The sequence below is a fragment of the Myxococcus sp. SDU36 genome (genome assembly GCF_030168875.1).
GTDB classification, from domain to species: domain Bacteria; phylum Myxococcota; class Myxococcia; order Myxococcales; family Myxococcaceae; genus Myxococcus; species Myxococcus vastator.
Genome location: NZ_CP077414.1, coordinates 7,843,089 through 7,858,853, shown reverse-complemented (window position 1 = coordinate 7,858,853; position 15,765 = coordinate 7,843,089). Strand labels below are relative to the sequence as shown.

10 protein-coding genes are annotated in these 15,765 nt (G+C 69.9%); 7 read left to right on the top strand and 3 right to left on the bottom strand.

Going from position 1 to position 15,765, the window contains the following annotated elements:
- Window positions 1–8: 8 nt before the first annotated feature.
- From KGD87_RS32035 to KGD87_RS32010, 6 genes are all read left to right on the top strand, one after another.
- Window positions 9–4,382, top strand: coding sequence for a pilus assembly protein (locus KGD87_RS32035; protein WP_284664746.1), 4,374 nt, complete (start codon window positions 9–11; stop codon window positions 4,380–4,382).
- A complete protein-coding gene (locus tag KGD87_RS32030; protein ID WP_284664745.1) occupies window positions 4,379–4,915 on the top strand; it encodes a type IV pilus modification PilV family protein in 537 nt (178 codons plus the stop codon). Before KGD87_RS32035 ends, KGD87_RS32030 begins: the two co-directional genes overlap by 4 nt.
- Complete coding sequence (locus tag KGD87_RS32025; protein ID WP_284664744.1) at window positions 4,912–6,117, top strand: PilW family protein; 1,206 nt, start codon at window positions 4,912–4,914, stop codon at window positions 6,115–6,117. Before KGD87_RS32030 ends, KGD87_RS32025 begins: the two co-directional genes overlap by 4 nt.
- A gap of 1 nt (window position 6,118) precedes the next feature.
- Window positions 6,119–6,763, top strand: coding sequence for a pilus assembly FimT family protein (locus KGD87_RS32020; RefSeq protein WP_284664743.1), 645 nt, complete (start codon window positions 6,119–6,121; stop codon window positions 6,761–6,763).
- Between the two features lie 92 nt (window positions 6,764–6,855).
- Window positions 6,856–7,185, top strand: coding sequence for a c-type cytochrome (locus KGD87_RS32015; protein WP_284664742.1), 330 nt, complete (start codon window positions 6,856–6,858; stop codon window positions 7,183–7,185).
- 52 nt (window positions 7,186–7,237) lie between these two features.
- Complete coding sequence (locus KGD87_RS32010) at window positions 7,238–7,555, top strand: hypothetical protein (protein ID WP_284664741.1); 318 nt, start codon at window positions 7,238–7,240, stop codon at window positions 7,553–7,555.
- Window positions 7,556–7,573: 18 nt separating this feature from the next.
- On the opposite strand, the gene KGD87_RS32005 is transcribed toward KGD87_RS32010, so the two are convergent.
- On the bottom strand, window positions 7,574–9,013 hold the full coding sequence (locus KGD87_RS32005; protein WP_350100547.1) for a PAS domain-containing sensor histidine kinase: 1,440 nt from the start codon (window positions 9,011–9,013) through the stop codon (window positions 7,574–7,576).
- Window positions 9,014–9,284: 271 nt separating this feature from the next.
- Between KGD87_RS32005 and mfd the strand changes: the two genes are divergently transcribed.
- Window positions 9,285–12,851 carry a transcription-repair coupling factor gene (gene mfd, locus KGD87_RS32000; protein ID WP_284664739.1) on the top strand — a complete coding sequence of 1,189 codons (3,567 nt, stop codon included), beginning with the start codon at window positions 9,285–9,287 and terminating at the stop codon, window positions 12,849–12,851.
- Between the two features lie 105 nt (window positions 12,852–12,956).
- On the opposite strand, the gene argE is transcribed toward mfd, so the two are convergent.
- On the bottom strand, window positions 12,957–14,093 hold the full coding sequence (argE, locus tag KGD87_RS31995) for an acetylornithine deacetylase (RefSeq protein ID WP_284664738.1): 1,137 nt from the start codon (window positions 14,091–14,093) through the stop codon (window positions 12,957–12,959).
- Between the two features lie 74 nt (window positions 14,094–14,167).
- Entirely contained in the window at window positions 14,168–15,700 is a 1,533-nt protein-coding gene (locus KGD87_RS31990) for a hypothetical protein (RefSeq protein WP_502887975.1), read from the bottom strand.
- Between the last annotated feature and the right edge of the window lie 65 nt (window positions 15,701–15,765).

Here is a 15,765-nt window from a genome sequence, read left to right as displayed (position 1 = left end):
GGGACATCATGCGCTGGACTCGAACCTGGATGGCCGCGGTGGCCGTGGCCGCCGCGGGAGCCGTGCTCGCCCAAAGTCCCGGCGGCGACACGGGCAGTGGCGGCGCGGATGGCGGCGCCAGCAGCCTCGCGCTGTGCATCGACACCACGGACCAGGACAAGCAACCCGACTTCAGCAGGGACGCGGGCATCCCCAGCGCCATCATCGTCACGGACGACGACCCGCCCAAGCTGCGGCTCAACACCAACCTCAACGTCCTGGACCCGGAGAAAATCATCCTGCCCTTCGAGCAGGAGCTCACCGCGCTCATCGTCGATGACCGCGCGGGCAGCGGCGCCTCCAGCACGCTGGGCTGGTTCTATTACGACGAGCTCATCGACGCCGAGTACATCGACGACAACGGCACGCGCGAGAACTCCGACGACGACCGGCTGCTGGACAAGAACAACAACGGCGTGCCCGACTTTCACGAGGACCTCTACAACCTCAACCCCACGCGCTACATCGGCAGCGAGGGCCCTCGCTGCAACCGTCCGTTCACCCACCGCCGCTTTGGGGACGCCGGCACGGTGACGCTGCGCGAGCCCGACCTGTTGACGGGCCGGTGCACCAGCGCGTCCAGCTACCTCGCCAATCAAGGGCCTCGGCGCTGGGAGAGTCTGGCGGACTATCCCGCGCAGCCAAGGACGGGCGGCGTGGTGGGTCAGCGCGTCCGGGACTTCGAAGCGGACCTGCTCCTCAACGAGCGGATGAACGACGGCTTCGACTACCTCAACCTCCGGGCCACCGCGATTCCAGAGCGGGTCGACACGTACTTCAGCGACCGGGGCCTGTTCCCGCACATCCCCAACCTGCTGGAGCCACGGCACTCGCTCAACGACAACCGAGGCATCGGCAACCTCATCTTCCTGTCCACGGACGATGACTCGAACCAATGCCGCCAGTCGGAGACCGCCGAGTGCTTTGCCCCCCGTCAGGGCTGGACGCTCGACGCCCAGGGGACCTTCACGCGCGTCACCGGCACCTGGGACAAATCCAGCGCTGCCGACGGCATCCCTGACTACAAGGCCAGCGCGTTCGACAGCGCGGGGCGGCTCATCACCGGCAGGGACCCGGGCGCGCCCATCACCAAGGCGGAGGACCAGATTGTCCCCATGGGACGGCTCGCGGGCGGCCGCGAAATCGTCTTCTTCCTCGTCACCTACGTGGAGCAGATCTACGGCCCCGCCACGGACTCCTGCTTCATCACCCGGCCCACCACGGACGGCCGGGAGGTGCAGTGCGACCTGTGGATGCACGGCGACATCAACGTCTTCTTCAGCAAGACGCCGCTCAACATGGACCTGCACCAGAGCCTCAACCCGCTGGTGGTGGACCGGAAGAACCTGAGCACCTGGCTGGGCGGTGGCGCCTATGCCCGCCTGCGAGACGACCCGGCCTATGGCCGCGTCGTCTTCCCGAACAACCAGACGCAGGACGTCCGCTCCGTGAACCGCCGCGCGGCGCACACGATTGTGGGCGCGCCGCGTGACAATCCCCTGGTCTGGATTCTGGGCTGGGAAGACCAGAACGCGGGCGGTGACCGCACGTACAGCGACATCGTCATCCTCATCAACAAGCAGAACAACGGCTCCTACCGCTCCGACGTGGTGTCGGACATCTCTCCGGACATCTCCCTGGACTTCACCATCACCGAGGTGACGTTCACCGTGGAGGACCAGCCCTACTACGCGGCGGACGGCGGCGGACTCGCGCCCTGCGCCATCTCCGTCCAACTGCCGGACGGCGGCACGGGCCAGCGCAGGCCGGACATCACCTATGAGGTGGCGCTGGACTGCAAGGTCTGCCAGGAGCCCTGCAACACCTCCAACCCCACGTATGTCGTCAACGACACGCCGAACTGGCTCCGGGTCCCCATCCCGGACAGCGACGGCGGCGTGCGCAACGAGACGGCGGTCCTCCAGGACTTCCTGGAGCAGGGCCGCGTGGGAACACAGCTGTGCTGGCGCGCGGTGCTGGAGAGCCCGGGTGAGTCCTGCCAGCCCACCATCCACAACATCAACGTCTCCTACAAAGCGCAGCGCAGCGGCGAATACGGCCGCGCGTCGCTCATCCCCATGGCCAACGCCGTCATCCACGGCGTCTATGAAACGCCCGGGCGCACCTGGGTGGCCGACGGAGGCGTGGACCAGGTCTCCATCCGCACCTACGACAACCGCCCGGACACCATCGACCGGGGCCACATCTACCTGAAGAAGCTCTACGAGCCCGCCACGCTGGCGCCCTATGAGCCCACGCAGGAGGTCTGGGACTCCGGCAAGTGGATGCGCGACCTGATGCGCGCGCTGGAGACCCGTCCCGGCGAGCCGCTCGACACGCGCAGGCTCATCACGCTCAATCCAGCGAACCAGCAGGCCATCGCCGTGAAGGACCTGATGGCGCGCGGCGACACCACCAGCCCCGTCTTCCCAGACACCTACTGCACGCGGCGCAACGGCAGCGTGTATCTGTATGACCTGGACGGCCGCAACGGCTGCACCGCGGATGACCGGGTGGCGCTGCGCGACTGGCTCTACGGCTGGGAGGACCGTCAGGCCTCGCTCGCTCGCAACCGGATGCGGACCTGGCCGCTGGGCGGAGTGAACCTGTCCACCGCGGCCGTCATCGGGCCGCCCAACGTGCCCGCGTGGCTGCTCGAAGGCCGCAACCTGGACACGGAGCGCCGCAAGTTCACGGAGAACTTCAGCACGGCCAACACGGGCCGCCCCACGGTGACGTATGTGGGCACCACGCAGGGCTATCTGCACGCGCTGGGCACGGGCGTCTTCCAAACGGGGGATGACCCCTGCACGCCAGGCCGCGTGGAGTATCAGGGTTACTTCGGCCGGGACGGCGGCTGCGCCAGCGGGCACGACTACGGCGAAGGCGACGAGCTGTTCGCCTACCTGCCGTTCAAGATGCTGCCCTACTACGTGGAGAACTACCGCCGCGCCAACGACGCGTACTCCACCGAGCGCGCCACCATGGACGCCACGCCCTCCGTGGCGGACGTGGACCTGCGGGGCAACGACTACCGCCCGGACACCGGCCATGACCCGCGGCAGACCGACGAGGCCTGGCGTCCCCGCTCGGCCCGGAACGAGGGCGCCAAGACGGTGCTGGCCAGCGCCACCGGCCCCAAGCAGAGCATCTTCTTCGCGCTCGACGTCACCAACCCCACGGCCTCGGGCTACCCCACGCCCCTGTGGGAGTTCGACATGAAGCGGGACCGCTTCACGTCCGCGGGCGCTCCGTGCGCAAACAACGGCAACGGCTGCAACCCGCTGCCGGCGCTCTTCACCGGCGCCACGCCCAGGCCCGACACACGCGGCTCGCGCCACGCGCCCTCGCTGGTGCGCATGGACTTCGGCCAGAATGGCGGCAAGAAGTGGGTGTCCATGTTCGGCACGGACTACTCGCCGGAGCCCGGAACGGTGGGCACCGTCTACCTGATGGACCTCAAGACGGGTCTGCCCGCGCAGGTGCCGGGCAACAGCGCGAAGGCGCGGCTGGCGGGCGTCGTCACGCTGGGCACCACCGCTGACGCGGACGAAGGCATCGGCGGAGAGCCCATTCCGCTGGACGTGAACGGCGACGGCAGCGTCGACGTCATCTACGTCCCGTCCACCTCGGGAAAAATCTACCGCATCAACCCCACCTACTCGAACACCGGGACGAACACGCCGCTGGGCAAGGTGCTGGCCGCCTGTGTCGTCGCGGACGCGCAGGCCGTGCCCGGCATCCGCAACCCCACCAGCCAGCGCATCTTCTCCACCATCTCCGCGTCGGTGGTGCCGGACAGCGGCTCACGCCGGGTGCGGCTGTACTTCGGCACCGCCAACAACCCGGACATCGCCAACGAGCCGGACGACACCGCCAGCCCGCGGCCCCGCTATCACCTGATGGCCTTCGAGGACCGCGACCCGGTGCCCACCGCGCGGCCCGGCGCCACCTGCCCCGCGCAACTCGAATGGGCACGCGAGCTGGGCGAGGGACAGGTCGTCTGGGGCGGCGTCTCCACCACCCAGGACGGGGTCTTCACCACCAGCGCCGTGGGCCGCGCCGCCAGCGCGTGCGACCTGGACAGCACCACCAGCGGCAGGGTCTACGCCTACAGCACCGCGGGCAACGCGCTCGCGGGCAACGACACCGCCATCGACGGCCACGGCACGCACGCGCCCGTGCTCTATGACAACCACCTGCTCATCGTGAAGAACGGGCAGGTGCGCGCGCTGGGAAGCGGGACGTACAACAACCCCACCTCGGAGTCGCCGCGAAGCAGCTCCCGGGTGCTCATCTGGGACGTGCAGTCCGGCTCACGCGTCCAGGAGGTGGTGCCATGAACCGGCGCCTGCTCCACGCCCATCCACGCGGCCTCAGCATCCTGGAGACCCTCGCCACCGCCGCGGTGCTCATGCTCGGCATCCTGGGCATCATGCTCACGCTGAGCACCGCGTCCCGTCACAACCGCCGCAACAACAACCTGGGCCAGGCGAACCTCATCGCCGAACAGGAGCTGGAGCGCGTGGTCAACCTCCGCTGCGTGGGCGAGCCGCTGAACGACCCCTGCGTCAACATCAAGCAGCTCGACAACACGGGGCGCGACGTGTGGTGGTCCGCCAATGGCCGCATGACGGAGACGCCGCCCCTCCCGGGCGCGACGCCGCGGATGGCCTACACGCTGACGCTGGACGTGGACCCGCCCTTCGAGGGCTCCGAGACAGGCGAGCCCGCGCTGAGCCGTGCCATTCCACTGCCCCACGCCAGCAGCCTGGCCCTGCACCAGGTCATCAACGTCCGCGTCACCGTGAGCTGGGCGGAGGAGCCCGGTGCTCCCCGCCGCGCGGTGGCCCTGCAGACCCGGATGGCGCCATGAAGCGACTTCGTTCGACGACGCCGCGCGGCTTCACGCTCATCGAGCTGATGGTGGCCGCCTCGATGTCCATGGTGCTGCTCGCCACCGCCATTGGCGTGAGCGTCCAGCTCCAGCGCCGGGGCCTGCTGGAAGAGCGCATCATGGAGACGCAGAACAAGGGCCGGGCCGCGCGGGACTTGATGGCGTTCGGCGTGCAGCGGGCGGGCGCGGGCATTGGCAGCGTCTCCCTCACCGGCGGCCGGATTCCCTCTGGCGAAGCGGACCTGTTCTACGCCGTGTGGGCCCGCCCCCAGGCCACGTTCCCGGATGACGCCACCTTCGTCCCCCCCGCCGATGCCGCGCTGCTGTCGGATGCCTTGGAGGTCTGGGAGACGGACCCGGCGCGCATGGTGCTGCTGGACCAGTGTCCCCTGCCGGCGACCGCGGCCTGGTTCGAGGACACGCTGTGCGTCGGAGGCCTGCCTCCCGCCTACCTGGACAACGCGGTCATCGCCGTCGTGTTCCCGGGCACGGAAGACGAGCGGGGCTGGGCCTGCGTGGGACAGGTGACGAACCTCGTGGCGGAGGGCGTGGAGTGGACCCCCGCCCTCCCAGGCCGGCCCGCGCCCGCTGATGGCCACTGTCATCCCGACGCCGTGACGCTCCCCGAGTCACCCTGGCTTGGCACACGGGCACCTCGCGAAGGCGGCATGTACCTGCTCCCGCTCACCAGCCGCGGCTACCGGGTGAACTGGCCCGAAGGCACGCCCGTGCTGGAGGTGGACCCGGATGGCCCCACGGGGCCCGCGGGCTACACCGCGGTGTCCCAGGACATCGAGCAGTTGCAGGTCCGGCTGGGCGTGGTGGCCCCCGACGCGCTCCCCGGCGCCCCCGTGCGCTTCTTCCCGGACGCGGAGGCCGGGCGCCCCTCATTGGCCACCTGCACCCAGGCCACCTGCGCCACGCACATCTCCTGGGCCTGGGATTCCGGCGTGCCCGCTGCGCCGGACCGCGGCCCGGGCAGCGCGGGTGACGAGCTGATGCGCCACCTGCGCGTGGTGGAGCTGTCCATCACCGCGCGCTCGCAGCGGGCCGAGCTGACGGGGAACGAAGCGCCCGGAGCGCGAGACGACGATGGCAATCCCCGGGATGGCTTCAAGCGCCGGCACAGCGTCGTCCGCCTGGCGCCTCGCAACTTCGCGTTCGTGGGAACGGGGGGCTGACATGCGGCCACGCAACCGAGGCATGACGCTGCTGGAGGTGATGGTCGTGGTGGCCCTGGTCGGCCTCTTCACCACCCTTTCCGTGTCCAGCTTCCAGGGCATGACGGAGCGCCAGCGCCTGGGCGCCGCGCAGCGCGAGCTGGTGCTGATGATGCAGGAGGCCCGTCAGAAAGCACGCGCGACCCACCAGCCCGTGCGGCTGGGCACTCGCGTCACGGATGAGCAGGGCGTCCAGGTGACGCGCATGCGCTGGGAGGCACTGGCCTGCAGTGATGCCTGGGGCACGGTGTGTCCCATGCCCGCGTGCCAGGACAACGCCTGCGGCGTGGGCGGCTGCGAGTGCCCGGAGCTGGGGCCGGAGCGGGTCATCCCGCCGAAGCTCGACGTGGACCTGCTGGTGGGCCTGTGCTGGCGGGGCAACCCCGGCGTCGGCGCGCCCGTCGTGGCCCCGCTGGCGCCTGGCGGAAGGGTGTGCGAGCAGGACGCCCCGCTGCCCACGACGCAGCGGCTCGTCCTCCTGCGCAACGGCGGGACGCTGGAAGCGCCGGACTGGAGACCGGAGCTGGTGTTCCAGGCGGACGGCCTGACGGCGGCCGTACGCCCCGTGGATTGTGACAAGCACGCCTCCACCCCAGGCTGCCAGTAGCCGCCGCCGCGCGTGCACACGGGCTGCTTCGGCGTATGCTCGGGGGTCCCGGGCCCAGGGCCCGGCGTGCCGTCCTCGAGGAGCCCCCGACGATGATGAAGCGGCTTGTCCTGGTCCTCAGCCTGGGTGGGGCCACCAGCGCCCACGCGGACGCCGTGGCCGACGTGTGGAAGGCGAAGTGCACCGTGTGTCACGGCGGTGACGGCAAGGCGCGGACGAAGATGGGCCAGAAGGAGTCCATCGGCGACATGAGCCGGCCCGACTGGCAGCGGGCACGGACGGACGCGGACCTCCGCGAGGTGATTGCCAACGGAGATCCAAGCAACCGCAAGATGAAGCCCTTCAAGGACAAGCTCACCCCGGCGCAGATTGACGCACTGGTGGGATACATCCGCACCATGAAGGCGCCCGCGGCCCCTTGAATTTCCCTTCGAAGCCGCGCGTCATCCCCCTCAAGAGAAACGGAGCCCCCCCATGAAGAACCTCACCGTCGCCGTCGTCTTCTGCCTCTCCATGGCCAGCCTGTTCACCTCCCTGCGCGCGGACGCGCTCTCATCGGTGCACATCGAGAAGGGATTGTCCCCGGCACCCTCGCTGTCCCTGCGCCCGGATGATGGCAAGGGCGGCGGTGACGACAAGGGCGACAAGGGCGGCGGTGAAGAGGACGAGGAGGAGTACCGCAAGCGCCGGTACGCCGGCCTGTCCCAGCAGGCCGCGATGGAGCTGGTGGACCCGGGCTCGCTGACGGACGTCCTCCGTCTGCGGGCCGCCGTGAAGTTCGGCCAGCGCTAGCAGGCCAGGGGCCGGGCCTCAGGCACTCTTGCCTGGCGGCCCCCCCAGCGGCCGGGTGACGCGAGGCAGCGTCACGGAAAAGCAGGTCCCCGTGTCCACCGACGACGCCACGTCCAGCCAGCCCCCGTGCGCGGTCACGATTTGCGACACGATGTAGAGCCCCAACCCCAGGCCCTGGTGCTTCGGCTTCGGCTGCCCCGGCTCGGGGGGCACCCCGTGGAACGGCGAGAAGAGCCGCGGGCGCAACGACTCGGGGATGGGCGGCCCCCCGTTGTGGACCTCCACGCGCTGGAAGAACGGGTCCTTCGCCGCCAGCCGCACCCGCACCGAGCTCCCCTCCGGACTGTGTTGAAGCGCGTTGCCCAGCAGGTTCGACAGCACCTGCCCCAGGCGCTCCTCGTCCCAGACGCCGCGTGATTCGCCGTCCACCTCCAGGCAGACACCGCACGCCGGATGCGCGGGCTCCAGCTCGGAGATGATGCGCCGGCACACGTCCTCCATGGACACCTCGTGGGGACGCAGCGGGATGCCGCCGGCCATGCGGGCGCGCGTGAAGTCGAGCAACTGTTTCACCAGCCGCGCCATCCGCTCGGCGCTGCCGTCGATTCGGGTCACCACGCGCCGGATTTCCGGGGGCAGCGTGTCCCGGGCCAGGAGGGCCGCGGAGGACAGCCGCACCGCGGCCAGGGGGTTGCCCAAATCATGGCCCAGCACGCCAATGAAGCGCTCCTGGAAGCGCGCCTCCTCCTCGCGCTCCAGCTCCTGGCGGCGCCGCGCGGTGACGTCCCGGCAGATGGCGAACAGGCCGTACACGGTGCCATCACCGCGGCGAAGCACGCCCTTCGTCGTGTGCCAGATGCGGTCCGTCCCCGGGCCGCCTTCCGCCCCTTCGTACGTGGCCGTCTGCCCGGAGCTCATCACCTCACGGTCGTGCGCCAGCGTCGGCGCGGCCCTCTCGGCGCCCAGCAGCTCCGCGTCCGTGCGGCCGAGGATTTCGCGCGGGGCCCGGTGGAAGGCGCTCGCGGTGGCGGGGTTGATGAGGATGTAGCGGCCCGACACGTCCTTCACGTAGATGGCGTCGGTGGCGCTCTGGATGACGGCGTGCAGCAGGTCATGGTCGCGCCGCAGGGCCTCCTCCGCGGCCATGCGCTCGGTGAGGTCCTCCAGGAAGAGCACCACGCCGTCGTCACACGGTGACACGCGCGCCTGGAGCCACACGGTGCCCATGGGCGACTGCCGGGACACCCGCGCGACGTCTGGCGCGCGGCGTGTCACCGCGCGGACACATGCACTGAAGAGGCCGCTGTCCCACGCCCACGGCGCTTCTTCCAGCAGCCGGTGGTGCACCAGGCGGCCCTCTTCTCCGCCGAGCCAGCGCTCCGCCTGCACGTTGGCGGAGACACACTCGAAGTCGACGATGCCGCCGACCGCGGAGCGCACGCTCCGCAAGACGGCCACCGCCTCGGAAAGAGGTTCGTCCCCTTCGGTGCCCAGGCACCTGTTGATTCCACGGCCAGATGACATGTCGGCGTGGCCCCCGATGCTGCCGTTGTGAGCCACCCTAACCCCGCAGACAGGGGCGGGGCCAACCGGTCCCCGGGGTGGCTGAACAGTGCCCGAGCTAACCAGAGCTTCCGATTTCTCCTGTTTCGCTCGACACCTGCGACGCTCCGTCGTTGACCTGACAGGGTGAGACTTCTAATTACCCTGGGGCCCTCAGGGTCCACTCATGGACACTCCCTTCAAACAGACGCAGGACGGCGGCGCGGCGGGTGACCCCTTCGCTCAGGTGGTTGACGGACTTCGGGCGGGGCAGCGCGTCCGGACGCAGGGGCTCAAGGGGGCCGCGCGCGGGCATGTGCTCGCCCGCCTGCATGGCGCGTTGAAAGCGCCGCTCGTCTGCGTGGCGGTGGACGAGGAAGCCGCCGACGCACTCGCGGCCGACCTGTCCTTCTTCCTGGGCGGCCAGGGCAGCCTGCTGGCGCCGCGCGTGCTGCGGCTGCCCGCGGACGAGGTGCTGCCCTACGACGAGGTGTCTCCCGACGCGGCGGCCGTCACGGAGCGGCTGGGCGCCCTCTTCCACCTGGGCCAGGGCACGCGCTTCCCCGCGCTGGTGCTGTCGGTGCGCGCGCTGCACCGCAGGGTGCTGCCGCTGTCGGTGATGCGCGCGCTGGCCGCGCGGGTGGCCGCGGGTCAGGACTTCGACCGCGACTCGCTGGCGCGCCGGCTGGTGCACATGGGCTACCAGAACAGCCCCTTGGTGGAGGACGTGGGCACGTTCAGCGTGCGCGGCGACCTGCTGGATGTCTTCAGCCCCCTCTACGACAAGCCCGTCCGCCTGGAGTTCTTCGGCGACACCATCGAGTCCCTCCGCGCCTTCGACCCGCAGTCCCAGCGCACGGTGGACGCGCTGAAGGAAGTGGACCTGGTCCCCGCGCGCGAGGTGCTGCTCACCGACGAGACGCGCCCGCGCGCCGAGTCCGCCGCCCGCGCGGTGGCCGACCGTATCAACCTGCCCACCATCAGGCTGCGCGAGCAGCTGGACGCCCTGCGCGAGGGCCTGCCCGGCTTCGGGATGGAGGGCCTGCTGCCCGGCTTCTTCGAGGGCGGGCTGTCCACGGTGTTCGACTTCCTGCGCGACTGGAGCCCTGAGGCGCCCGTCATCTACCTGGACGACCCGCTGGGCCAGGACCGCGCGGCGGACACGCTGTGGGAGGAGCTGGAGCGCTCGCACAGCGCGGCCGAGGCCCGGCAGGAGCTCATCTGTCCGCCGCTGGAGCACTTCCTCTCCCGTGAGGACGTGAATCAGCGGCTGCGGTCCTTCCGCGTGCTGGAGGGCGGTGGCCTGTCGCTGGCGCAGTCGGAGCGCCCGCCGGTGCACTTCAGCTTCGGCGGCACCCAGGATTTGCGCGAGGCCATCCTGGCGCACCACGGTGAAGAAGGCGCGCTGTCCCCGCTGGTGGAGCGGCTGGAGCGCTGGCGCGAGCTGCGCGTGGCCTGCGTGGTGGCGTGTGGCACGCTGAGCCAGGCGGACCGGCTGAAGCGGCTGCTGCTGGACCGCAACGTGGCGGTGAAGGTCCACACGGAGCCGCTGGAGGACGCGGTGGCGCTGTACGAGCCGTCCATCCGCGCGCACCTCTTCACGGGCGAGGTGAGCCACGGCTTCGTGGATGGACCGGGCGGGCTCGCGGTGCTGGCGGACGAGGAGATTTTCGGCGTGCGCGCGCGCCGGCGTCCCCGGCGCAGCAAGAAGCTGGACGCGTTCGGCTCCGGCTTCGGGGACCTGAAGGAAGGCGACCTCATCGTCCATACCGACTTCGGCATTGGCCGCTATGCGGGCCTGACGAAGATGGAGGTCAACGGCGTGCCCGGGGACTTCCTCGTCCTGGAGTACGCGGGCCGGGACAAAATCTACCTGCCGGTGGGCCGCATGCGGCTCATCCAGAAGTTCTCCGGCGGCGACCCCACGCAGGTGCAGCTGGACAAGCTGGGCACCACGAGCTGGGAGAAGACGAAGAAGCGCGTCAAGGAGCAGCTGCTCAAGATGGCGGCGGAGCTCCTCCAGATTGCCGCCGCGCGCAAGGCGCACCCCGGCCATGCCTTCAGCGCGCCGGACCGGTACTTCGCCCAGTTCGAAGCGGACTTCGAGTTCGAGGAGACGCCGGACCAGGCCAAGGCGATTGAAGACGTGCTGGCGGACATGCAGAAGCCGGAGCCCATGGACCGGCTCGTCTGCGGTGACGTGGGCTACGGCAAGACGGAGGTGGCCATGCGGGCCGCCTTCAAGGCCGCGCTGGACCGCAAGCAGGTGGCGGTGCTGGTGCCCACCACCGTGCTGGCGCAGCAGCACTACCTGTCCTTCAAGAAGCGCTTCGCTGACTACCCCGTCACGGTGGAGGTCATCTCCGGGATGAGGAAGGCGCCGGAGGTGCGGGAGGCCCTCAAGCGCGCCAAGGAGGGCAAGGTCGACATCCTCATCGGCACGCACAAGCTGCTGGGCGGCGAGGTGGCCTTCAAGGAACTGGGCCTGATGATTGTCGACGAGGAGCAGCGCTTCGGCGTGAAGCAGAAGGAGTCGCTGAAGAAGTGGCGCTCCCAGATTGACGTGCTCACGCTGACGGCCACGCCCATTCCCCGCACGCTGCACATGAGCATGTCGGGCGTGCGTGACATGAGCATCATCGCCACGCCGCCGCAGGACCGCCGGGCCATCCGCACCTTCGTGATGAAGCACGAGGACACGGTGGTGAAGGAGGCGATTGAGCGCGAGGTGGCGCGCGGCGGACAGGTGTTCTTCGTCCACAACCGCGTGGAGTCCCTGCCCTCCATCGAGACGCAGCTGCGCGCGCTGGTTCCCCAAATCAGCATCGGCGTGGCGCACGGGCAGATGGGCGAAGGGCAGTTGGAGAAGGTGATGCTCGCCTTCACGGAGAAGAAGTACCAGGTGCTGCTGTGCACCAGCATCATCGAGAGCGGCATCGACATCTCCAGCGCCAACACGATGATTGTGAACCGGGCGGACCAGTTCGGCCTGGCGCAGCTCTACCAGCTCCGGGGCCGCGTGGGCCGCTCCAAGGAGCGCGCGTATGCGTACCTGCTGGTGCCGTCGCGGCGCGCGGTGACGAAGGACGCGCAGCGGCGCCTGGAGGTGCTCCAGAACTTCACCGAGCTGGGCGCGGGCTTCTCCATCGCCAGTCATGACCTGGAGATTCGCGGCGCGGGCAACCTGCTGGGCGACAAGCAGTCGGGCGCCATCGCCGAGATTGGCTTCGACATGTACGCGCAGCTGCTGGAGGAGGCCGTCGCGGAGATGCAGGGCCAGCCGCCCAAGCTGCAAATCGAGCCGGACGTCACGCTGCCCATGCCGGCGCTCATCCCGGACGACTACGTCAGCGACGTCCACCAGCGGCTCGTCTTCTACAAGCGCTTCAGCCAGGCCAGCCACCCGGACGAAGTCACGGACCTGCGCGCGGAGCTGGTGGACCGGTACGGCGAAGCCCCGGACGAGGTGGACCACCTGTCCGAGCTGACGCTGCTGAAAATCGACATGCGCGACCTGCGCCTGCGCGGGCTGGAGGTGGGCACCACCCGGCTGGTGGTGACGCTGGGCGCGGACGCGCTGCTGGATGGCCCCAAGGTGGCGGGGCTGGTGCAGCGCTCCAAGGGCGTCTACCGCCTCACGCCGGACATGAAGCTCATCGCCCGCGCGCCGCAGGGCGCCAGCGGCCACGACCTCATCACCGAGGCCAAGAAGGTGCTGAGGGACTTGGGCCACTGCGCGCTGCCGCAGGCCTAGGCCTCTCGAAACGCCCGTGGCCCCGGCCGTCACCCGCCGCGGCCTCACCGCCGCGGCGAGCAAGCCTCGCAGGCGCCGCGCATCGTGGCGCGTGCGCTCGCGGGCTCAGCGCCCCCCGCAGAAGTGGGCCACGGCGCGCGCCAGGACGGCCTCGCAGCGCACCAGGTCTTCCACGGGCACGTATTCGCCCGTCTGGTGCGCCACGCGGATGTCGCCGGGGCCGAACACCACCGCCTCCGCGCCCAGCTCCGTCATCTGCGGCGCCTCCGTCCCGAAGGACACCGTCTCCGGCGCGTTGCCGCTGGCCTCCGCGAGGAAGCGCACCACCTCCGCGTCCGCCCGCGTATTCACACCCCGGTCCGTGCGCACCACGCGAATCTCAGCCTCGAAGGCGGGCTCATCCCGCACCAGCTCCTGGCGGATGGTCTCCAGCAGCTGCGACACGCGCTCCGGCGGCTGCCCGGGGATGGGCCGCCACTCCACGACGAAGCGGCAGGCGCCGGGGATGACATTCTTGGCCTTGCCACCCTGGATGACGCCCACGTTGACGGTGGTGAAGGGTGGCTGGAAGCCTTCGTCGACGTCCTCGCGCAGCACCGTCAGCGCCAGGTGCTCCAGGCGCTGGAGGAAGCGGCCCGCGCGGAAGATGGCTGACGCACCCGAGTCCGGATACGCGCTGTGCCCTTCCTTCCCCCGCACCTCCACCTCCGCCAGGCAGTAGCCCTTGTTGGCGCGCACCGGGATGAGGCGCGTGGGCTCGCCGACAATCGCGTGCCGCGCGCGGCCCAGCCCCGCCTCCACCAGCTTCTTCGCGCCCGTCAGGCCGACTTCCTCGTCCGCGGTGAGGACCACCATCAGCGGGGCCTTCAACTGCTCGGCGTTCAGCGCCGCGTGCAGCGCGCAGGCGATGAAGCCCTTGGTGTCACACGCGCCGCGCCCGTAGAGCCGTCCGTCCTTCTCCGTCAACCGCAGCGCGTCCGTCCAGGCGGCGTCGTACGGCACGCAGTCGGAGTGCCCCACCAGGGCCAGCGCGGCGCGGCCGGAGCCGCCCTTCACCGCGACGAGGTTCACCTTCTCCACACCCGCGTCGTCCAGGAACTTCTGGCGCTCCGCGCTGAAGCCCGCGGCCTCCAGTCGCGCCTGCGCGTAGTCGATGAGCGGAACGTTGGGACGGAAGGACGTGGTGTCCATCGCCACCAACTCCGTCAGGGTGGCCCGCAGCGCGGGCAGCGTGTCACGCATGGGTAAGACCTCCAGGGGGTGGTCATGCCACGGCACGCCAGCCCCCGGAAGGCCCTTCCCTCCTCCATGTCCGCTCAGCGAACGGACGCCACCTGGGGCTCGGCCTCCTCCAGCGGAGACGCCGAGTTATCCCCGGCCCCAGGCCGTCCCAGGCCCTTGTGCACCGCGGGCGCCGCCGCGTTCACCGACCCCACGTAGAAGACGCCGTGGTAGCCGTCATCGTTCGTTCCGCCCCACGTGTGCACGAAGAAGCGGTCGCCGTTGTCACGCCCCTTTGCCTCGCGGATGCCGCAATCCAGCCGGTCCTTCGCGCCCTTGCTGTCCACCGCGCAAATCCACGCCGAACCGCTGGCGTAGGCCATGTCCAGCGCCACCACGCTGTCGAGCGCGTCCTTCAAGAGCAGCCCCATGGGCCTGAAGGACTTGTCCCAGGGCAGCCCCTTCTTCGTGCGCGTGTGGATGTTGCCGGACAGGACGATATGGAAGCGCTTGGGACCCGACTCCACGTGGTGCCGGACCGTCGCAGCCATCGCATCCTCCCTCGCCTGTCCCTGCATCGTCGGGTGGTCGAAGACGAAGGCGTCCACGTCCAGACCGCGCGAGCGGAGCTGACGCAGCTGCTCCAGCATGTTCGCCATCGCCTCGCTGCTGCGGCCGTCCGGGTACGGGCTGCGCCAGAATGGGGCCTCCATCAGCTTCAGCCAGTCATCCTCCGCCCCCGCGCTCTCCAGGAACGCCTCCACGCGCGTCTGGCTCTCCAGCGGCAGCTCCAGCCCCACCGTCACCGGCATGCCGGCCACCGCCGCCTGGCACGACGCCTGCGCGACGAAGCGCGGCACCTCCTGCGTGCCGTGCATCTCCCCCAGCAGCAGCACCCCGCCCGGCTTCACCTGCTTGCCCAGGCCCAGAATCGGCAGGCCACACTCGAAGGCCATCGCGGCCGCGGCGCCCTTGGTGTTGGGCGCCTGCGCCACCTGCACCGGCTGGGGCGCGTTCTCCTCCTTCATCAGCTTGGGGGAGATGGAGCGGAACACCCGCCACTCCATGACGAGGTCTCGCGACCCCTGCCCCGAGCCCGCGAAGAAGGAGTTCTCTCCCTGCGGCGCGTCCATGCGGTCCTCCCAGTCCTCCACGCTGAGCATGGGGTCGGAGGAGACAGCACCTGAGCCCGCGTTGACGTCTCCGACGCGATCCCCATTGCCCATCCGTCCCCCCACGACACGGCTGGGCCCCCAATCCACTTCACGGCCCGGAGGGCTCAACGCGGTGCTGGAGCTCTTGGTGATGCGGATGATCCACAGCTTGCTCTTTGTCGGCGTCTCCCGCTTTCCCAGCACCATGTACCGGTGCCAGAAGCTCGAAATCTTCGACCCGCCGAACTCCTGGCGCCAGTCCGTCTCCAGCACCCGGCTCCCCTTGTCCTCCTTGAAGGGCAGCTTGTTCTCCGTGAAGAACTGCCGCACCTCCGGCCAGACCTCTTCCAGGGGCCGCTCGTAGATGGCCTCTCCATCCGGGATGAACAAGTCACTGTAGGTGCTCCCCTGCCGGGCCGCGCAGCCCACCTGGAAGCACATCAACGTCACCACCGCGAACCACTTCGCGCGCATCGGCCCCTCCGGGAATGAACTCCCGGGGCGTGAACGCGCCGCGCCTCAGTGCCATATCGGCGGAG